The following is a 20,247-nucleotide window of genomic DNA, read 5'->3' on the forward strand; positions in this document are numbered from 1 at the left end:
AAGAACTTTGATTATATTAGGCATATTCATAATATGATCTTAAAATGGGAGGGAATTAGGGTGTTGTATAAAGAAAATCGGAATGAACATCCACAACAGTATCACGAAGCAGACTTTTATCGTCGGCCAATTGGTTTTGGCGGATTCGGAAGACCGTTTGGATTCGGGAGGCCCTTTGGTTTTGGTTTTGGGAGACCTTTTTTTGGAGCACCATTTCTCGGAGGGCTGCTACTCGGAAGTGTATTAGGGGGAGCATTTGGATACGGTTACCCATATTATCCTTATCCGCCTTATCCGTATCCACCATATTATCCTTATTACCCTTATTATCCTTATTAGACAAAAAATGACCTATAAAATATGCTATTGATCATGACTCTAAGTCAACTACAAGGAAGTAAGTAAATAATACGTACGAATCCAAGCTAGTTTACTCTCTAAGATAGCTTGGATTTTTTATTTACGAATTAAAATGATGGAGAAAAATAAAAAACAGTTGATTTTGATAATCATTTTCAATTAAAATAAAAGAAAGTGATAATCATTATCAATAGAGGTGAGAGATAAATCATTACTTTTATTAACTATAGCTCAATATATGTCATGAAATGTCATTATTGTGGTTATATCGAAGAAGGTACAATTTGTTTTGAAATATGTCCTTGCTGTGGCGAGATTGATGGTCTTGATAGATATGAATACATAGAAACGGAGGAACATGTCATGCGTTCGCTATTAATTATTGGAGCTGACCATTTAGGAAATATCCCAAAAAAATTAGGAGAAATAGGTTATAAAGAGGTGCTTCATTTAAATGGGCGTAAGGTGCAAATGGTTAAACGTAAAATTCCTGAGCATATCGATTTTATTCTCATCCTTACAGATTATATTAATCATAATTTATCAAATGTGATAAAACAAAGAGCAAAAGAACAAGATATTCCCATTTGCTTCGCAAAACGCTCATGGTCTTCCATTCATCAAGTGCTTACCACTGTTTAGTGAATTTTATCTATTATAAATTTTTGTTCATTAAATTTTCACTTGTTTTCGTGCTACACCAAAATAATTAACTAGTGTCAGAGCCAATGTTTATGGGTATATAGAAAATTGGCTCTTTTCAATGACTTAAAATTAGATTTCTTCTCATACTGAAAAATACTTAAATTAATCTATTTTCAACCCAGCATCATAAACATAAGGATTACTAGGTTCTTTAATTTTTGTTATGTTTTGACTTTCGATCATCGGGACATCAGCTCCCTCCATTGTTGTTTTTTCAATCGTTCCAGTTACTTGAATCCATTCATCATTTAATAGTTTAATATCATTTCCTTTTGTTATCATGCCATAAACGGTTGCGTCTGCGATACAACAAACAACTCCGAATCGTGCGATTACGAATTGATCCTGCGGAAGTGCAGGTTCTTTATAAACAAATCCAGTTATCGTAATCGTTTTACCTACAACCTGTGAAAGATTTTCTCCAATCAAATTCATCAATGGTACATACATTGAATCTGAAAATTTAATATGATTCGTTTTCAAAATCTTCTTTTCTAAGGAACTATATTCTTCCTTTGTTAAAGGTTCAGGTAAATCAAAAGAGGAAGCCTGATTATTAATGGAGTCCTTATAACTTGTTGGATTTTTTTCTGCAACTTTTTGTTGGGAAACTGCTATACTCACTTGAGAACCGTAGTTGATTTGCCTTTTCATGGCAACAGTGCTACCCAACACGTTATTCGAAAATAAAAAACCTGAAATAATTGGAATTATAAATAAACTATAAATAAACATATTTTTAGTAAATGATTTTGAAATGGCATGTTCCCCCTGACACAAGCATGTAGAACCATTTTTCTTCGAAGTACCTCTTAAAATGAGTAAAACACTTAAACTAAATAAAACGATAAATGAAAAATAAATAAAGGGAATCATTTTTGGTGCGATAAAGAATATAATTTGATACGTCAAAAGTAATTTAAAGAGCAGCAATGTAAAGCCTGCAAGAATGATTCCTCTTACTATATGATGATGAGAAATTTCCTCATTTCTTTTCATAATCCCTTCCTCCATTAAAAAAGCTGATATAGACATATAACTACATAGACGACAACAATCGTTAAAGCGATTAGGAAACATACAAATCTCTTTTTAAAATAAGCAAATAACATCATCGTATTCTTTACGTCCAACATTGGACCAAAAACGAGAAAAGCAAGCAAACTTGCTTCTGTAAAATTTGATCCAAAAGAGGATGCCACAAAAGCATCTGCCTCAGAGCAAATAGAAAGAACGTAAGCAAACCCCATCATGATCCCTGGTGCAAAAATAGGATTAGATCCAATCGATACTAAAAGATTACGATCTAACAATGCTTGAAATAAACTAGCCATGAAAGCACCGATAATAAGAAATTTCCCTGTATCAAACAATTCATCACTAGCATGATTCAAAATTTCCAAAAGTCTATTTTGAGGAACATGTTCATGATGTTGATTATGAGGAGGGTACAACTTATTTTCTTTTATGACGGTTTGTCCATTATGATTACGATATACAATCATGCCAATTATAATTGAACAAATAAATCCGATAATCATTCTAGAGTTGGCTATATTTGGTAAGTTTCTAAAAGCAAAAAAAGTAGAAGCATAGACAACAGGATTTATAATAGGGGCACTTAACATAAAAACGATCCCTACATGAGCAGGCATTCCTTTTTTAATTAACCTTCTGGCAACAGGAATAATGGCACATTCACAGATAGGAAAGATGATGCCTAACAATCCAGCTGGGATTAACGCTAAATAAGCATTTTTCGGTATTAGTTTTTGAATCATTTTTTCAGAAACAAAGGTTTGAATGATAGCTGATACAAAAACCCCTAATAATATAAATGGAATTGCCTCTAATAGAATACTTAAAAAGATCGTGTGCACATTAAGGAATAGAGGGGGGACGTTGCTAATAATAGAATTGTTCGTGACTCTTTCAGAAAAAAGAAAGAGAAAAAGAAAAAGGCAAAATAAGAGGAAGATAAAACAATCCTTTGCTGCCCTCAATACGAATGACACGACCATTCCTCCTATCAATCTAGTAATTAATACTATCATCATATGCTTGGAGGAATAGGATATAGAACAAGGATATTCACATAGGGGAGAATTTATACGAAGTTTAGATTATCTACTCGAAAACTTTAACCTTACAAGACCAGCAAAAAAAGGACAGAGAACAAGTAATTAAACTTGCTTCTGTCCTCTTTATTATTTTAAGTTAAAGAGGCGGGATATTTTAATCTTACTGAAACAGAGTTCACTTATGAAGTTTTATTCATTCTATGATCATCGTATATCGTACGAATACGAACATTTTTGGGTGTTCCTGTCACCATTCTCCCACATACTGGGCATTGGGCTTTCAACCCTTTTAAAGCGTTTACATCAAATGTGTTTAAATATCCGTGAAAAAATGGCGAACGAAACCATTTTTTACAATTTGGATTGGTACAGCATAATTCTAAAACCTTATTTTCACTCATTTGATCATCTCCTTAATGAATAATATACGTTCAACATCGTATGTATTCCTCTTTTTTACAGGTGAAAAAATAAGACAAGTAGTTACAAAAGGAACGTTTTTTTGTCGAATAGATTGTTTTGTTTCGTTGAATGAGATTTTAGATTAATATATATAAAAAAGTAAAAGAGGAATGATAACCATGTATTTAACCATAAAAGAAACAGCAGAATATTTATCTCTAGAAGAATCATATATAGAAAGTCTAATCCAGCAGAAAAAAATTCGTGCCGTATTTGATGGAGAAGTTTTTTTAATTAATAAAGAGCAGTTTCAAACTCATTTGAAACAAATGGAAAAATATAAAGAACTAGCTGAAGAAATACTTAATGAACCGATCCCAGAGGATAAAGATATAAGGGATGAGGATTAATGGGTTTATGAAGATACCTATAATCTATTGTATAACAATACGAAAAAAGTGTCACTATATTGACACAGAGGACATCGAAAAAGGCCATTCTTTGTCGTATAATTTTTTTAGATGAAATAGAGGGGATTTCACTCTCTATTCAATCTTAATATTGATCAAATTGGGATCAACAGTTGTGGAAGGAGAAACAAGAATGAAAAAATGGGCTTTTGTATCAGATTTTGATGGAACAATATCTAAAAAAGATTTTTATTGGATGGTTATTGATCAGTACTTTCCAGATGGGAAAGAGCTTTTTAAGGATTGGAAAGCTGGAAATATTAAAGATATTGATTTTCTTGCGACTGTATTTAAAGCGATACATCAAGAAGAAGAGCAAATTATTAAAGATGTTCATTCTATTCCAATTGATGAATATATTCCAGAATTTATCAAACATGTACAACAAAATGGCGGCGACTTTTATATTCTAAGTGCAGGTACAGACTATTATATTCGCCATATCCTTGATAAGTATGACATTGAAAATGTGACTGTTTTTTCTAATGAAGGTTATTTTCATGAAAAAAATATTCATTTGAATATTAATGCGAATGACTGGAAATATTCAGAACGATATGGGATCGATAAAGCAACCGTTATTCAAAAATTAAAAAAAGAATATGAATTGGTTTATTTCGCTGGTGATAGTGAGCCTGATTCACATCCAGCCGTATATGCAGATTTAACATTTGCGAAGGATGCCTTACCAGATATGCTGAAAGAAAAAGGGGTTCCTTTTATTCCTGTTGAACAATTTACAGAGATTGAAGAATATTTAGTTAAAAAAGGACTGATTTCTAAATGACGATCCAAGGTACAAGCTTTTCAATTCCTGCTATTTTAGAAATCAATGAGGGAGTTATTCATCATTTAGAGTCTCTTTTAAAGAAGTATAATTTTCATAATACAATCATTTATTTTGATGATTTTACTTATGAAAATTATGCAAAAGCGATTCAGGGTACTTTTTCTTCTTTAAACATTGATACGAAAGCTTTACCTTTAAAAATGGATATTCATACCCTTATTGATGAGGCGTTTTGTATTAAAAACTATGATGCTGTTTTAGCAATGGGTGGAGGAGCGATTATTGATTATGGCAAATACATTGCTTTTTCAAGAAAGCTCCCGTTCATTAGCATTCCTACTTCTGCCTCAAATGATGGGTTTGCTAGTAGTAACTGCTCGATACAAATCAATCAAAAGAAAACAACAGTTCCAGCAAAAATCCCCTATGGAATTGTAGTCGATCTAGATATTGTACAAACAGCTCCCAATCAGCTGATCCTTGCTGGAATTGGGGACTTGATGTCTAATATTACTGCATTATACGACTGGGACTTTGAAGAAAGACATGGAGTAGGACAAGTAAACGCATTTGCTGCCATGTTAAGCAAAAAAGCAGTGAATAGCTTTATTCGAACACCTATGAACGATATTAAAAACCCGATTTTTTTAAAAGAATTAATAAGTTCCATGACAATCGGTGGAATTTCAACAGATATTAGTGGAAATAGTGCACCTATAAGCGGCTCAGAGCATCTTATTTCTCATGCATTAGATAAAATTTCAGTTAATCCGCAAATGCATGGTGTACAGGTCGGAATCGCAACATATATTATGGCAAAGGTTCAAGACCATCGATATGAGAGAATCATTAAAGTATTTGAACGCACTGGCTTCTTTAATTACGTTAAAACATTGCCTTTAAACAAAGAAGAATATCGTCAAGCAATTGACTTAGCACCGAGTATAAAGCCAAGTCGTTACACTTATTTACATGAAGAAGCATACCGAGAAAAAGCAAAAAAATTATTAGATGAGGATCGGATTTTATGTGAAATATTTCACAAAATTTAATTCTTTGAGTAGCCATCTCAAATAATGAAAAACTGGTTGAACCATGAGGAGAACCCTCCCCAAAAATTTTTAGAGCCTACGAATGTAGGCTCTTTTGTTCATTGTATGGTAATGATTTCGACTGGTCCATGGTCATCACAATGTCCATTGTGAATATGATGTAATCTTCCTTTAACTATATAATCCATATGATCGGCATGAGGAACCATTTCATGTCCACAATCATTTTCATGATCACACCCACAAGCAATAGGTTTACATTCATCAGGATTCGTTTCACTTATTGGAATTTTACATTCATCCCAGTGGCCTTCATGTTCATGATGAAGATGACCATCATGAACATAATCAATATGGTCATCATGCCGAATTTTAGTATGACCACAGGCAATGCTATGTCGGTGTTGATGTTCACTTGTATGAATAGAGTGTTCCATTCTAATATACCTCCAAACTTATTTTCTTTTTTAGTATTACCTTAAAGCATCAAAATTAATTAGTAATGACCGTAACAAAAATGGTCGTTTTTGTTACAAAAAATGAAAAAGTAATGTTGTAATTCCTAAAACTTATACATAATAATAATTATATGTATAAGTTTTAGAACAAATATCTTGAAGTGATATGATTATTTTTACTTCTAGTTGTAACAAAATAGTTATAATTTTATCTTGAAGCCATACATTGTAATATTGTATAGTGAAAAAGGACATGATGAATAGGCGATGGAGTTCGCCATGAACGCCCTAGAGCTGATGACTCCTACTAGAGATGTGACCTGAAACGGTCTTTCCCTAGTAGGAGTCTATTTTTTTGTCTTCAAAGAACTTTACTAAGTAAAAAGGAGAGAGAGCATTGGAGAAAATAAAACAACTTATTGTTACAGTTTCTTCCCAGAGAATGCATGTTGGTCTGCTATTTTATGTATTCAAATGGATCATATTAGGTGGAGGAGTAGGGATTCTGGCTGGTTCGGCCTCTGCATTTTTTTTGGCAAGCTTAGATTGGGCTACGAAAACACAACAAACGTATTTATGGCTGTTATTTTTATTACCTATTGGAGGAGCATTTGTTAGCTTGCTTTATTGGAAATTTGGTCAAAACTCTTCGAAAGGAAATAATTTAATTATTGAGCAAGCGCATGGTGCGAAAGAAAGTGTACCATTTCGTATGGCACCTTTGGTTCTATTTGGTACAGTTGTAACACATTTATTTGGTGGGTCTGCAGGACGTGAAGGAACCGCCGTTCAAATGGGTGGTGCTTTTTCTGAATTAGTAGGTAAATTATTTAAATTAGATGAAATCGATCGCAAAATTATTATGATTTGTGGGATTAGTAGTGGTTTTGGCTCAGTATTCGGAACGCCATTGGCAGGTACCGTATTTGGGTTAGAAGTATTAGCAATTGGACTCATTCGTCATGAAGCTATTTTTCCTAGTTTTGTTGCAGCCTTTATAGGGGATATTGTGACAAGTGCTTGGGGCATACATCATCACCAATATCATATTGGAAGTATTCCAGAATTATCGTGGTTATTAATTGTAAAAATTGTAATAGCTTCTATATTATTCGGCTTAACTAGTACGTTGTTTAGTGAATTAACGCATTGGTTAAAGACAACTTATACAAAATTGTTCCCTAACCCAGTTATTAAAAGCTTTATTGGTGGACTTATTGTTGTTGTTCTTGTTTATATTGTAGGCACAAGAAAGTATTTAGGACTGGGGATTCCTTTAATTGATCAAGCATTTGATGGGACAGTATCGTTCTTCACGTTTTTAATGAAATTAATTTTTACAGCATTAACATTAGGAGCGGGGTTCCAAGGCGGAGAAGTTACACCATTATTCGTTGTGGGTTCTACTCTAGGTAGTGCTCTTGGAGATATTTTATATGTATCAATACCATTTTTAGCAGCGCTTGGATTTATCGGGGTGTTTTGTGGTGCAACAAGTACACCAATTGCATGTTTTATTATGGGGATTGAATTATTTGGTTCGGAGGCAAGCATATATTTATTCATTGCATGTCTTTTTAGCTACCTATTCTCAGGACATACAGGGATTTATACATCTCAACAAATTGAAGTTTCAAAAAATAGATGGATTGAAATTCCCAAACAGGCAACACTGGCTTCGGTGAAAAAAAAGCGCATGATGTAAATTTGTAAAAGAAAATGGAATTTTTATAATAAAGAGAGGTAGTTATACATGGATATAACAGTTTAAAAGAAAAGGCGTTAAACTAGACCGAAACCCCCACCTTCTTTTATAGATATAAGGAATTGGTAAATAGTTTCTTCTTATTATAGTAAAAAATAGTAAGTCCATAATAGGACTTACTATTTTTTATAATATTCAAAATCACTTCTACGTTAAGAGAGGGGATTCCTCTTAACGTGTGTTTTATGTCATTTGGTTGGCGGCACCCCAGTAAGTAAAAAACAAAAATTAATCTTGTTTAACTTTAAAATCACTTCAACTTGCGGTAAGCTTATAAATGAAAGCGGTTGTTTATGAAGGGAATGAAAATTAATTGAGCACAAGGAGTCGCGGAATTTCAATAGGACCTCCTCGTTTTAATATTGCTGTGCGTGCACTTGTTTGGCTATCACGGAGTGAAGGGAAGTTGTCTAGCGCATCAATCGCGTGTCAAGTAAATTCACACGCTACTTTTTTAAGACGAGTATTAGTTTTATTAGTGAATGCAGGGATTGTGGAGGCAAGAGAAGGCCGGGAGGGTGGCTATATCTTGAGGAGACCCTCATCCCAAATTACCCTTGCTGATGTTTATATGGCAGTAAAAAGCGAATGTTCAGAAATAGAAGAAACAGGAAATTGCGGTGAAGCCGGTAAACAACTGGATATGGCCATAGAAAAAATCATGAACGAAGCTGAGCAAAAAACTCTTGACTTTCTTCGTCAATATACAATCTCAGATTTAATAGCTAATATGGATTTATTCACTGACATATAAAAAGAATAATTTCTGTTTACTTTATCCTTGCTTTGAAAAAGTGTTCTTTGTATAATGTGCTTATAAAAGTTGCAGTTAGTTAATCACTTACTGCATTTATTTTCACTTTATACTGTGCTGTAAACTATTGCAGTAAATATATACCTACTAGCGATACCGACCATATCATTTTGCTGCAAGTGTATGTGTTTGAATTAAACTGTGCTAATTATTGAACAGTTTTTACGAAACACGTTTCAGCCAAGTAAAGATGAAGGTTGTTCATTCTGGAAAATAGCGGTTATTTTATGCCGTATATATTAGGAGGAGAGAGAATATGTCAACAAAAACAAAACAAGAAGCGTTATTTTCAACTGTAATTCGAGATCGCCATTCCGTACGAAAATATGACTCCAATTGGAAAATTCCAAAGGATGAATTAAATGAAATACTTGCAGAAGCTACACTGGCTCCATCTGGTGCCAATATGCAAACGTGGCGTTTTCTAGTGATTGACGAGCAAACAAAAAAAGATATTCTTTTGCCAATTGCAAATAACCAGGAACAGGTTGTTCAAGCATCAGCTGTTGTAGCGGTATTGGGAGACCGACAAGCGATCGATAAAGTAGATCAAATTTACAATGCAGCCGTTCAAGCCGGTTACATGACTGAGCAGGCAAAAAGTCAGATGATTAAAAATATAAAAGGATATTTCTCAGATCCACACTCTGATGTTGTTAAGCGTTCAGTATTAATTGATGGCTCACTAGTATCCATGCAGTTAATGCTTTCTGCTAAAGCGAAAGGATACGATACAGTGCCAATGTTAGGCTATAATGAGCAAGCATTCCGAAAAGCATTCGGAATTTCCGACCGCTATTCCACTGTTATGCTGATTGCGATAGGTAAGGCTGCTCAACCTGCCCATCCTACACTTCGTTTACCTTTAGAAGAAGTAACATTCTGGAATAATATGCCTGAATAAAATTAAATTCGACATTACCGTATTAGTGGATCGTCAATTTGAAGAACAGATTTTCTACCTAAGAAAATTCTGTTCTTTTTTTGCTTGCTTTTTTTTAGAAAGAATATGACCTTCACTGTACATTTCACACAATTTTCTAATTTTTTGAGCTTACCATCGATGCTATGTAAGAATTTGTTATGATAAAATGAGATTGAGAAGGAAACAGTTTATAAAAATATAAATAGGAAAAATTCAGGTAGAAAAAATCACAATAGGATGGTGTATAGCAAAATGAAAATTGGTTGGATTGGCCTCGGGAATATGGGGATGCCTATGGTATCAAATTTATTGAAAGCAGGGTATACAGTCAATGTCTATAATCGAACACCTTCAAAAGCAAATAGTTTAGTTGAAAAAGGAGCAACTCGTTCTTTACATATTCGTCAATTAGTAGAAAATAGTGATGTGATCATTACTATGGTTTCTGATGACCAAGCAGTGAAAGACCTTTACTTAAGTAAAGAAGGAATACTAGATGCATCCCCAGCAAATAAAATCTTGATAGATATGAGTACTGTTTCGCCAAAAACCACACAAGAAATCTATGAAAAAGCAAAAAATGCAGGTGCTCGTTATCTTGACGCTCCGGTATCTGGAAGTGTTCAGCCGGCAACTAATGGAACGTTAATCGTGTTAGTTGGAGGAGATGAAGAAGTCTATCATGAAGTAAAGGCTGTATTCGAACCTTTGAGTAAGCTGTCACTCTATTTAGGCAGCTCAGGTTCTGGAAACAATGCAAAATTAGCGATTAATTTGCTATTGGGAATTACCATTCAAGGTATGGCAGAATCCATATTATTTGCTGAAAAACAAGGGATAAAACCTGAAGATATGATAAAAATTATTACCGAAAGTGCTGTTGGCACGCCTATTTCGAAAATAAAAGCTCCATCCATATTAGCAAACCAATTCCCAGCAGCATTCGCTTTAAAACATATGGCAAAAGACTTGCGATTAGCAGATGAAGCTACAGATTTATTACCTATAGGTGATTCTGTATATGAAACCTTCCAAGCTGCTTTACAGCAAAATTTTGGAGAAGAAGACGTTATGGCAGTCATGAAATACTTGAGAGGGAAAGCATAAATAAAAGTAAATGGAGAGCTTAAAAATGGCAGATATAAAATACGAAATTATTGAAACGCTTGGAATTATTTCGCAATCCTCTAAAGGCTGGAATAAAGAATTGAATCTTATAAGCTGGAATGGAAACGATCCAAAATATGACTTGCGTGATTGGTCGCAAGATCATACAAAAATGGGAAAAGGCATAACTTTAACCGAGCAAGAGCTAGTATCTTTAAAAAAGATTTTGAATCAAATTGAATAAAAGTAACGATCTAGTATTGTTGCTGTTGTAATAAAAAAAGATTTTTTTAAGAAGGAGCCATTGTTAAAACAACATTGGCTTTTTATTTTGACTAAATGACATGTTATGATCATAATAAACTATATTCAAAAGAAAAGGAGCAGTAAATATTGCTAAAAAAGAACATGAACCAATATCTAACAAAAATGATTGAAGAGAAAAACGCTCAAAAAAACGGTGAGAAAATACAAATAGAACTGTATAAGGAAGATAAAGATTATATAAATACATATCAAATCATATCAGATGAAATGAGAGAGAAGATTACGATAGTAGAGCCAACTGCAAATCGTTTTGAAGATGCTTATATGGAACGATGTGATAAAGAAACTGAAAAAACGTTAGCAGAAGAAGCACCATCTTTTTTAAATCAACCCATTGATTATTTTTCCACACATAAAAATGAATTTTTATATTTAGAATCTTCCTGGTTTGATATAATCGGTGTTGATGCAATTTGTTTAGAGGTAGACGATGTATTTGGTACTTATGATGTCATGTTGGGCTTAAAGCTACAAAAAAAGAAAGAAACAGCTATTAAAGGGTACCTAAACAAAGAGATAATCGGAGATGGAGCAAAATATGACTTAATGTTTATCCAAGAAGACGGTTTATGGAATTTAAATTTCACATTGAACTTTATAAAAGGATTTAATGAAGATTTAATCGTTGGAGAAGCTTATGAGGTCATTTATCGTTTTTTATTTAAGTTAGTAGAAGAGGTTGAAAAACAAAATACGTAAGAATTATTCAAAAAGAGTGGGGAGCGCCGCTCTTTTTATTTGCCTTTTAGGAAGGGGAATTTTACCATTTCTCTTAGCTGCAAAAGGTAGTTGATTAATAATATTTGAGGGTACGAAAAAACCCTAAAAAATAATTAAAACCTTTAAAAAACGTACCTAAATAAATTTAAACAAAATACTACACGAAAATCAAGAAATACTGAATTTTTTGTCGAAAGACACGAACATACTATCGTTTTCCCTCCAATCATACTATAATAGAACTAACTATTTATGGAAATGAAAGGAGGAATTTTCATGCCATATGGATTTATTCGTCACATTGAAAATAAAGGATATAGTCAAGAAACTGTTACTAGTTATGAAAAAGTACTAGGCCAATTCTTTGGTTATATAAAAAGTATGTATCCGAATAATAAAGAACCCTATGAAATTTCTCCATCTGATATTAAAAACTATTTAGCCTTTCAAAAAAAGAAAGGGAAAAGTATTTCAACTATTAATAAAGAGCTGACTGTAATCAAGATGCTTTTTCATTTTTTATGGGAAATCGATAAAGTCCCCGTTGATCCAGCAGTTAAGCTTAAAAGATTTAAAAATAATAACAAACCAACTATCACTATTTTTTATGAAGAGATTGAGAGTATCCTGCCAAAAGTGATAACAAACAAAGAATATACTGCACAAAAGAAAGCCATTTTTCTTTTAGCATTAAAAGGCCTTAAATCTTCCGAATTCCGGTTTAAAAAAGAGAATGTCGTCTACCATGAGCATCAAGATTATGCTGAAATTCATCTAAAAAATAGAGTGATTCGTTTAGAAGGTAATGAGGCCACGATCTTCTTAGAGCATTATTTACAAGCTAGTACAATGGAAGGGGAATTTGTTTTTACCACAAAGCATCATGGAGAAAATCTCGTAGGGCCGATCCAAGTAATGTCCATCTTAAACCATTTGAAGAGCATCTCAGAAGATTATCGGCTGCCGGAACATCTTACCTTAGTAACGATTCGAAAAGCACTCGCCTATCACTTATATACGAAAAAAAGATATTCCATCCAATATATTGCAAAGGAATTAGGAGTTGAAGAAAATACAATTTCTCTTTATTTAAAAAATATTATGGAGGGGATCTTACTTCAAAAGTTAAAAGAGAAGGAGACAGATACCTCTATAGGAAACTGAATGATCCTAATACATGGTATACAATAAAAAATTTAAAGGAGATCATATCGATGGGTTGGTCTTCATTTCAAAAAATTCGCAGTGATTACAATGATACTTTTAAGCAAATAGACGAAAATTTGTTAAAACTTTTAACAGAAAGAAAAGAATTAGCAAATGGGAAGAATGCCTTTCCACCAGAAAGTCTAATGCAGGAATGGTCTGAAAAATATAAATTGGATATTCCTCAAATCAGTTGGTTAATTCATAGTCTAAATAGCAGAAGTAGCTTTATGATACTTGACGGGCCAAATGAACTCTTAGCTGTCATTCCGATTATGAAAAAATCAATTGTTGGTGATTTTGAATATATTTTGACACATTCCATGCAGCATCAAAACTGCAGTATGATATACCTAGAAATAAAACATACAAATAAGGAAGAACACGTTGATCACATCCTTCCTCAGTTAATGCTACTCATTGATGGACCTGTATCATTCGATGTTAGTCATCACGGAGCTCATGGTGGAGGTGGGGAAGCAAAAATTAGTTTTCTTATTTATCCATCACTACCGAATAATCTTGATAACATTTCTTTTGCTTTAATTCCACATGCAAGTCCAATGGACTCTTCTCTAAAAGAAGTTAAATTGAACAAGGAAGTTTATTTTTAAAAGGAGTCGGCTCAATATTATTAAGCTGAAATAAAAGAGTCCTCGAGTATAACTATATACTAAAGGACTCTTTATTATATTAAGAATAAAATTGGATTAAAAAATTCAAAATAAAAAGAGAATCTCTAAAATACATTTGAAAGGGGAATACATTTTGCAAAATAAAATTTCAAAATTAGCTCTATTGCTACTTTCCGTCATGTTCATTCTTTCACCGATGAAAATTGAAGCCAAAGGAAATGTAAACGCACAAACTCATTGTATTAGTCCTTCCGCAGAAAAATTAAAAGGAGACTTAAGAAGGCTCTGGATCGACCATACAATATGGACGAGAAACTATATTATTAGCGCATTAGCAGGTCTGGAAGATCAACAAAAAGTATTAGCAAGGCTACTAAAAAATCAAGAGGATATTGGTAATGCCATTAAACCTTATTATGGTGAACAAGCAGGAAATAAACTTACTGAACTATTGAAGGAACATATTGTTATTGCAGGAAAATTGGTGGATGCTGTAAAGCAAAATAATCAAGCTGATATTGAAAAATATAACAAAGAATGGCACCGAAATGCTGATAATATCGCAAAATTTTTAAGCAGTGCCAATCCAAATTGGAAATTTAATGTAATACAAGATTTAATGTATGTACATTTAAAATTATTAACAGACCAAGTGTTAGGTAGAGTGAAAAAGGATTGGGATGCGGATATTGCCGCTTTTGATAAAGGAGAAGACCATATTATCATGATGGCTGATGCTCTTACAGACGGAATTATTAAACAATTCCCAGCTAAATTCAAAAATACATAAAGCTCTATTCGTTGCTGATGAATAGAGCTTTATAGTCAATAATGAATATTTTCACTCTTTATTTCTCACGCTAATAATTGAGAACCCATATGGAGGTAGTTCTATCTTTGACGATTCTTCTAAAGATTCATTTGTCCAAATATCTATTGGATCCTTGTCTGTAAAATCAAATGGGATAGAAATTTTTATCTTTCCTATAGAATTATTAACCGCAATGATTAACGTTTCATCTATAGATTGTTTTGAATAAATTATATGGTTCGTATTTGGATTCGATTCTATAAATTTAAATTCCCCATCATTTCCAAATGCAGTGTGCTCTTTACGAATAGAAATAAGTTTTTTCACATAGTTAAAAAGTTCAAGATCTTGTTTATCCTTATCCCAAATCATACATTTCCGGCACCCAGGATCGTTTTCTCCCTCTAATCCAATTTCATCTCCGTAGTAAATACATGGAGTACCAATAAAAGAAAGCTGGAACAAATAAAGCAGCTTTAGCTTATCTTTATTATTGTTACAAATCGTTAAAACTCTTGGTGTATCATGACTGCCTAATAAATTAAAAGCGACATTGTTAACATTTTTAGGGTAAGAGGTTATTACTTTTGTGATCTGTTGAATAAATTCATTAGCATTTATTTTATTCTTTGCAAAAAAATCTAAAGAGGCATTTGTAAACGGATAGTTCATAACAGCATCAAACTGGTCACCTTTAAGCCATGGCATCGAGTCATGCCAAATTTCTCCAAGAATATAAGTATCATCTTTCACTGATTTTACTGTTTTTCTAAATTCTCTCCAAATTTCATGATCTACTTCATTTGCTACATCTAGACGCCATCCATCAATATCAAACTCTTCAATCCAATACTTTGCAACCTTTAGAAGATACTCTTTTACCTCAGGGTTTTCTGTATTTAATTTTGGCATCATATGAGTAAAGGCGAATGTATCGTAATTTAGCTCTGGTTCAGCTTGCACAGGAAATTCTCTTAAATGAAACCAATCTTTATAAATTGATTTCTCTTGATTTTCAAGTACATCCTGAAAAGGAGCAAAATAGTATCCACTGTGATTGAAAACAGCATCGAGCATCACACGAATATTTTTTTGATGGAAGGTATCAACTAATTTTTTAAAGGTTTTTTTGTCTCCAAACTGTGGATCAATTTCCAAATAATCGATGGTGTCATATTTATGATTTGAATTTGCTTTAAAAATTGGCGTTAAATAGATTCCGGTAATTCCAAGATTCACGAGATGATCAATATTTTCAATAATTCCTTCAAAGTCACCACCAAAGTAGGATTCTGGCTTAGGGTCTTCACTCCCCCAAGCTAACGTTCCGTTAGGATCTAAGGTAGGATTAGCATTAGCAAACCGTTCTGGAAAGATCTGATACCAGACTGTTTTTTTTACCCATTCCGGTGCCTTGAACACATCTATCGAATTTAGGAAGGGAAAGCAAAAATAAAAACTTGCATCATGTGGATCCTCACCTACAAATCCTCTTTCCCCATAAACAACTGATCCAGTATCTGAATATACCTCAAATCCGTATCGCAACCGACGGAATTCTGGTTTTACTTCAGCAAACCAGTAATCGAATAAATCATCTGATCCTTCGAGAGTCATTGGTTTACTTGCATTTAACCAACCGTCTTTTTTTGACCATAGATATGGATCTCCATAGATTAAATATACTTTTATTAAATCATTTTTTTTTGAACGAAGGCGAATATGTAACGTTTCTTTATCATAGGCATATGCATAATTATTTTTTGGTCTGTGATAGATTGCTTCTTTAAACATAATATCTCCTCCAAAAATATTACATCGTGCAAACGATTGCACAAACAAAATATTAACACCTCACTGTAAAAAAAGAAAGAGAAATCATTTAAAAAATGGGATAATAGTTTTGTTTGTTTTTGTAAAAATAGTTGATTGACAAATAAATGGGATAAAAGTAGAATGAAAGTATTGGAATTGCAAACGTTTGCACAAAGATTTAATTACTTACAATTGGTTCCATCTTATACTTACACATAGATTTGCAAGCGTTTGCAACCATATAAGAGAAGTTTTATTAAAAGCATACTACCTTCAATTTTCAAAGTTCGTAAACGTTTACATTTTATCAATTATTCAGGGAAATGATTTTATTTTAAAGTAAAGATATGTAGTACCTTTGCCGCTGGTTACTATATTATTCTTTATCTTTCAAAAGCATCTTATAGAAGGGTAAAAACAGGGGTTAATAAAGGTTAATAAAGAATCAACATCCCATTTTTAAATAAAAAGGGTAGGAACCAAGGAAAAGATTGAATTTCTATTTGTTCCTTCTATCTTAACAAAAAGGAGCTTACGATCATGGAAGATACAAGCTTTGCCATTCACCCAGGAACTAAAAAATCAATCGAAGGGAAACAATTCAACGACATTGGAAATCTAGTTAGCTATACAAAAACGGGTCAAACTTTTTCTTTCGTTTGTGAACAAGGATTTGTCAATCTATTATTTTATCGTGAAGATATCGTACGTATCGTCATGAATCCTTTTGCACCACCTACTATGGAAAGCAGTTTTGCTGTTGTTAGAGACCCTGAACCTATTGTGATAGGAGTCATTGAAAAGGACGAGACAATCCAACTGTTTGGTGTAAAACTAACTCTTTCAATATCACATAATCCATTCCGTATTGCAGTGTATGACGCTGGTAATCGTCTTCTAGTTCAAGAAACATCTCGTGGGATGGGATACAACGAAAAAAAAGAAGTGATTTGCTTCAAAGAAATGAGATATGAAGATCATTTCTACGGATTTGGTGAAAAAACAAGTTTTCTTGATAAACGTGGTGAAAAAATGACAATGTGGAATAGTGATGTATATGCTCCACACAACCCTGAAATCGATTCACTGTACCAATCAATTCCTTATTTTATGAATGTAAACAAAGGGCTTGCTCATGGTATCTTTTTTGATAACACCTATCGAACCGTTTTTGACCTAAAATCTGAAAAGGATATTTACTCCTTTTCAGCAGAGAAAGGAGAGCTTGATTACTTTGTTATGGCTGGCCCAACTCCAAAGCAAGTGCTTGAACAGTATACTTATCTAACAGGGCGTATGCCAATTCCTCCCAAATGGGCAATTGGTTACCACCAGTCACGCTACAGCTATGAAACAGAAGCTGAGGTTCGTGAGCTTGCAAGTAAGTTTATTGAAAAAGAGATCCCACTTGATGCCATTTATTTAGACATTCATTACATGGATGACTACAGAGTGTTTACATTTGATAGAGATCGTTTTCCAAATCCGCAAAAACTCATTTTAGATTTAAAAGAAGTTGGAATCCATGTTATCCCCATTGTCGATCCAGGTGTTAAAGAAGATCCTGAGTATTCCATTTATCAGGAAGGGATTTTAAAAGACCATTTCTGTAAGTATATTGAAGGAAATGTTTATCATGGTGATGTGTGGCCAGGGAATAGTGCATTTCCAGACTTTATAAATAGCGATGTGAGAAAATGGTGGGGAGAGAAGCATCAATTTTATGCAGACCTGGGTATTGAAGGAATTTGGAATGATATGAACGAACCCTCTGTATTTAATGAGCAAAAAACAATGGATGTGAAGGTAACACATAATCTTGATGGGAAATTAAAAACACATCGAGAAATGCACAATACTTACGGATTTTATATGGGAGAAGCAACTTACGAAGGTATGAAAAAAAGCATGAATGGTAAACGCCCATTTTTATTAACCCGAGCTGGGTATGCAGGGGTACAACGATACGCTGCTGTATGGACAGGAGATAACCGCAGTTTTTGGGAGCATTTACAGCTATCCCTTCCAATGTGCATGAATCTTGGACTTTCTGGAGTAGCTTTCACTGGACCGGATATTGGTGGATTTGCTCATGATACGACAGGTGAACTGTTAACACGCTGGACACAGGTAGGAGCATTTACTCCTTATTTTAGAAATCATAGTTCAATTGGGACTGTTAGACAAGAGCCTTGGTCATTTGGGGAAGACAATGAACGGATCATAAAAAAATATATCGACCTTCGTTATCAATGGATGCCGTATTTGTATACGTTATTTGCTGAAGCAAATCGAACCGGTGTACCAGTGATGCGTCCATTGATGATGGAGTTCCCAGACGATGAGCATACAATTAACTTATATGATCAATTTATGATTGGTGATCAAGCAATTATTGCTCCTATTCTTAAACCAAGTACATTTCACCGGGTCGTCTATTTACCAAAAGGGATTTGGTTTGATTACTGGACAGACAAAAAATATGAAGGTGGGCAGCATATATTAGTTAAAGCACCTTTAGATATACTCCCTATCTTTATAAAAGAAGGTGCTATTCTTCCACACAGCTCAAAAATAGGAGCAGGAAAGGGAACGGAAACAGCGTTAACTGTCCACGTTTATCCTATGCAAGAAGGAAAATCTGAATATACACTTTATGATGATGATGGCTCTACATTCGATTACCAACAAGGACAAACGATTGAAAAACGAATTTCATGCGAAGTAACTTTAGAATCCTTACTAGTAGAAATTAAGGATCTCCATGCCAAATATCAACCAGATTGGACGAAAATCATGTTAGTACTGCATGATTACCATTTTGATAAAACGATCTATATTAATGGGGAACTAGCTCAAATTGTCAAAGCAGATCATGAAAAGTATACCGCTACCATTGTAAAAGAATCGTAATACTTTGAAGAAAGGTGCTGTAATAAGTCAAACTTACAGCGCCTTTCATTATTAATATGTTTTTAAATGTGCCGCATAGAAAAATCGGTTTAATTGAGGGCTTGTTTCCTCTCGGATATGTCCACAGTTTTGGTTTTATTATGTTATTAGAAACAACACTAAAAGAAAGAAAACGTGGATTATCTTCAGTATTTAGATGATGAGGCTGACTTATATTTTTTTATCACAAGCTTACTTAGTCTACTAAAATTGCTCTGCCTTTTATTCTTTTGATCGGCATTCTTTTCTCAGACTCTTACTTAAACTTAAATAGTCTAATGAAAAGAAGGAAGTAGTGTCCAGATAATTGACATTAAAGTCCGATAAAAATAAAAATTCCCTAACAAAGAGTTGCATTTGTAACTCTTATATTTTATATTTGTTGTACATACAAAATAAAGAGAGGATCTGTTTAATGATGGATGATAGCTTTCTTCACACATGTTTGTTTTTTACAACCAATCGATTAAGCCGAGCTATTACAAAAATGGCTGAGGAGGAGTTTGCTGCAACTGGATTAAGTCCAATGTATGGGTATTTAATCCGACTCGTAAATGGAACACCTGGCATTACACAAAAAGAATTATCTGAAAAGCTTTATATTACCCCGTCAACGCTCACACGTTTTATCGATAAACTAGAAGGGAAGCAATTAGTGGAACGAAAAGTAAATGGCAAAACTGTCCTCGTTTACCCAACGAGTAATGGGAAAGAATTAGAGGAGAAAATTCGACTTGCTTCAAAGAATTTTCATAAACGATACGAGAGCTTTCTTGGGAAAGAAGCTTCTGATCAGTTGACGAGAGTTCTTGAAGAAACAAGCGATAAATTGGAGAGAAAATAAACTATCTC

Annotated in this window: 21 protein-coding genes and 1 riboswitch; of the genes, 16 read left to right on the top strand and 5 right to left on the bottom strand. The window is 33.6% G+C overall.

The genetic code is table 11. From position 1 onward, the window contains the following. Window positions 1–129 precede the first annotated feature (129 nt). Both FDO66_RS08910 and FDO66_RS08915 read left to right on the top strand, forming a co-directional pair. Window positions 130–339 carry a hypothetical protein gene (locus tag FDO66_RS08910; protein WP_395939762.1) on the top strand — a complete coding sequence of 70 codons (210 nt, stop codon included), beginning with the start codon at window positions 130–132 and terminating at the stop codon, window positions 337–339. A 384-nt stretch (window positions 340–723) separates the two neighbouring features. Then, window positions 724–1,002 (top strand): DUF2325 domain-containing protein, encoded by a 279-nt coding sequence (locus FDO66_RS08915; RefSeq protein ID WP_141432303.1) that lies wholly within the window; start codon window positions 724–726, stop codon window positions 1,000–1,002. Between the two features lie 165 nt (window positions 1,003–1,167). Here the strand turns inward: FDO66_RS08915 and FDO66_RS08920 are convergent, their stop codons facing one another. The 3 genes from FDO66_RS08920 to FDO66_RS08930 all read right to left on the bottom strand — a co-directional run bounded on the left by FDO66_RS08920 (window position 1,168) and on the right by FDO66_RS08930 (window position 3,547). After that, window positions 1,168–2,064, bottom strand: a complete 897-nt coding sequence (locus FDO66_RS08920; RefSeq protein WP_258535671.1) for a TIGR03943 family putative permease subunit — start codon at window positions 2,062–2,064, stop codon at window positions 1,168–1,170. 14 nt (window positions 2,065–2,078) lie between these two features. Then, complete coding sequence (locus FDO66_RS08925) at window positions 2,079–3,086, bottom strand: permease (RefSeq protein WP_141432304.1); 1,008 nt, start codon at window positions 3,084–3,086, stop codon at window positions 2,079–2,081. Between the two features lie 239 nt (window positions 3,087–3,325). After that, window positions 3,326–3,547 (bottom strand): hypothetical protein, encoded by a 222-nt coding sequence (locus FDO66_RS08930; RefSeq protein ID WP_141432305.1) that lies wholly within the window; start codon window positions 3,545–3,547, stop codon window positions 3,326–3,328. A 180-nt stretch (window positions 3,548–3,727) separates the two neighbouring features. Here FDO66_RS08930 and FDO66_RS08935 point away from each other — a divergent pair, with 180 nt between their 5' ends. The 3 genes from FDO66_RS08935 to FDO66_RS08945 all read left to right on the top strand — a co-directional run bounded on the left by FDO66_RS08935 (window position 3,728) and on the right by FDO66_RS08945 (window position 5,860). After that, window positions 3,728–3,958, top strand: coding sequence for an excisionase family DNA-binding protein (locus FDO66_RS08935; RefSeq protein ID WP_141432306.1), 231 nt, complete (start codon window positions 3,728–3,730; stop codon window positions 3,956–3,958). A 193-nt stretch (window positions 3,959–4,151) separates the two neighbouring features. Further along, the gene (locus FDO66_RS08940; RefSeq protein ID WP_141432307.1) at window positions 4,152–4,805 is read left to right on the top strand and encodes an MtnX-like HAD-IB family phosphatase; all 654 of its coding nucleotides are present in this window, start codon (window positions 4,152–4,154) and stop codon (window positions 4,803–4,805) included. After that, window positions 4,802–5,860 carry an iron-containing alcohol dehydrogenase family protein gene (locus FDO66_RS08945; protein WP_141432308.1) on the top strand — a complete coding sequence of 353 codons (1,059 nt, stop codon included), beginning with the start codon at window positions 4,802–4,804 and terminating at the stop codon, window positions 5,858–5,860. Before FDO66_RS08940 ends, FDO66_RS08945 begins: the two co-directional genes overlap by 4 nt. A gap of 98 nt (window positions 5,861–5,958) precedes the next feature. Here the strand turns inward: FDO66_RS08945 and FDO66_RS08950 are convergent, their stop codons facing one another. Beyond that, window positions 5,959–6,297: a hypothetical protein gene (locus FDO66_RS08950; RefSeq protein ID WP_141432309.1), complete on the bottom strand. Its 339-nt coding sequence runs from the start codon at window positions 6,295–6,297 to the stop codon at window positions 5,959–5,961. A gap of 275 nt (window positions 6,298–6,572) precedes the next feature. Next, a riboswitch (Fluoride riboswitch) is annotated at window positions 6,573–6,632 on the top strand. An 83-nt stretch (window positions 6,633–6,715) separates the two neighbouring features. Between FDO66_RS08950 and FDO66_RS08955 the strand changes: the two genes are divergently transcribed. The 9 genes from FDO66_RS08955 to FDO66_RS08995 all read left to right on the top strand — a co-directional run bounded on the left by FDO66_RS08955 (window position 6,716) and on the right by FDO66_RS08995 (window position 14,607). After that, window positions 6,716–8,023 (top strand): voltage-gated chloride channel family protein, encoded by a 1,308-nt coding sequence (locus FDO66_RS08955; RefSeq protein WP_258535673.1) that lies wholly within the window; start codon window positions 6,716–6,718, stop codon window positions 8,021–8,023. A 373-nt stretch (window positions 8,024–8,396) separates the two neighbouring features. Next, window positions 8,397–8,837: an RrF2 family transcriptional regulator gene (locus tag FDO66_RS08960; protein ID WP_141432310.1), complete on the top strand. Its 441-nt coding sequence runs from the start codon at window positions 8,397–8,399 to the stop codon at window positions 8,835–8,837. A 316-nt stretch (window positions 8,838–9,153) separates the two neighbouring features. Continuing rightward, window positions 9,154–9,801, top strand: a complete 648-nt coding sequence (locus FDO66_RS08965; protein WP_141432311.1) for a nitroreductase family protein — start codon at window positions 9,154–9,156, stop codon at window positions 9,799–9,801. Window positions 9,802–10,020: 219 nt separating this feature from the next. Then, complete coding sequence (locus FDO66_RS08970; protein ID WP_258535686.1) at window positions 10,021–10,929, top strand: NAD(P)-dependent oxidoreductase; 909 nt, start codon at window positions 10,021–10,023, stop codon at window positions 10,927–10,929. A gap of 25 nt (window positions 10,930–10,954) precedes the next feature. Continuing rightward, window positions 10,955–11,173 carry a YdbC family protein gene (locus tag FDO66_RS08975; protein ID WP_141432313.1) on the top strand — a complete coding sequence of 73 codons (219 nt, stop codon included), beginning with the start codon at window positions 10,955–10,957 and terminating at the stop codon, window positions 11,171–11,173. Between the two features lie 185 nt (window positions 11,174–11,358). Further along, window positions 11,359–11,955, top strand: coding sequence for a branched-chain amino acid aminotransferase (locus FDO66_RS08980; protein WP_141432475.1), 597 nt, complete (start codon window positions 11,359–11,361; stop codon window positions 11,953–11,955). Window positions 11,956–12,252: 297 nt separating this feature from the next. Next, entirely contained in the window at window positions 12,253–13,140 is an 888-nt protein-coding gene (locus FDO66_RS08985) for a tyrosine-type recombinase/integrase (RefSeq protein ID WP_141432314.1), read from the top strand. A gap of 50 nt (window positions 13,141–13,190) precedes the next feature. Further along, window positions 13,191–13,796, top strand: coding sequence for a hypothetical protein (locus tag FDO66_RS08990; RefSeq protein ID WP_141432315.1), 606 nt, complete (start codon window positions 13,191–13,193; stop codon window positions 13,794–13,796). Between the two features lie 154 nt (window positions 13,797–13,950). Continuing rightward, window positions 13,951–14,607, top strand: a complete 657-nt coding sequence (locus FDO66_RS08995; protein WP_395939761.1) for a glycosyltransferase — start codon at window positions 13,951–13,953, stop codon at window positions 14,605–14,607. 51 nt (window positions 14,608–14,658) lie between these two features. Here the strand turns inward: FDO66_RS08995 and FDO66_RS09000 are convergent, their stop codons facing one another. Beyond that, on the bottom strand, window positions 14,659–16,422 hold the full coding sequence (locus FDO66_RS09000; protein ID WP_141432316.1) for an alpha-glycosidase: 1,764 nt from the start codon (window positions 16,420–16,422) through the stop codon (window positions 14,659–14,661). A 561-nt stretch (window positions 16,423–16,983) separates the two neighbouring features. Between FDO66_RS09000 and FDO66_RS09005 the strand changes: the two genes are divergently transcribed. Continuing rightward, a complete protein-coding gene (locus tag FDO66_RS09005) occupies window positions 16,984–19,356 on the top strand; it encodes a glycoside hydrolase family 31 protein (RefSeq protein ID WP_141432317.1) in 2,373 nt (790 codons plus the stop codon). Window positions 19,357–19,810: 454 nt separating this feature from the next. Beyond that, window positions 19,811–20,239, top strand: coding sequence for a MarR family winged helix-turn-helix transcriptional regulator (locus FDO66_RS09010; protein ID WP_258535674.1), 429 nt, complete (start codon window positions 19,811–19,813; stop codon window positions 20,237–20,239). Window positions 20,240–20,247 lie beyond the last annotated feature (8 nt).

The sequence above is a fragment of the Bacillus sp. 03113 genome (assembly GCF_006546985.1).
Classification (GTDB): domain Bacteria; phylum Bacillota; class Bacilli; order Bacillales; family Cytobacillaceae; genus VATK01.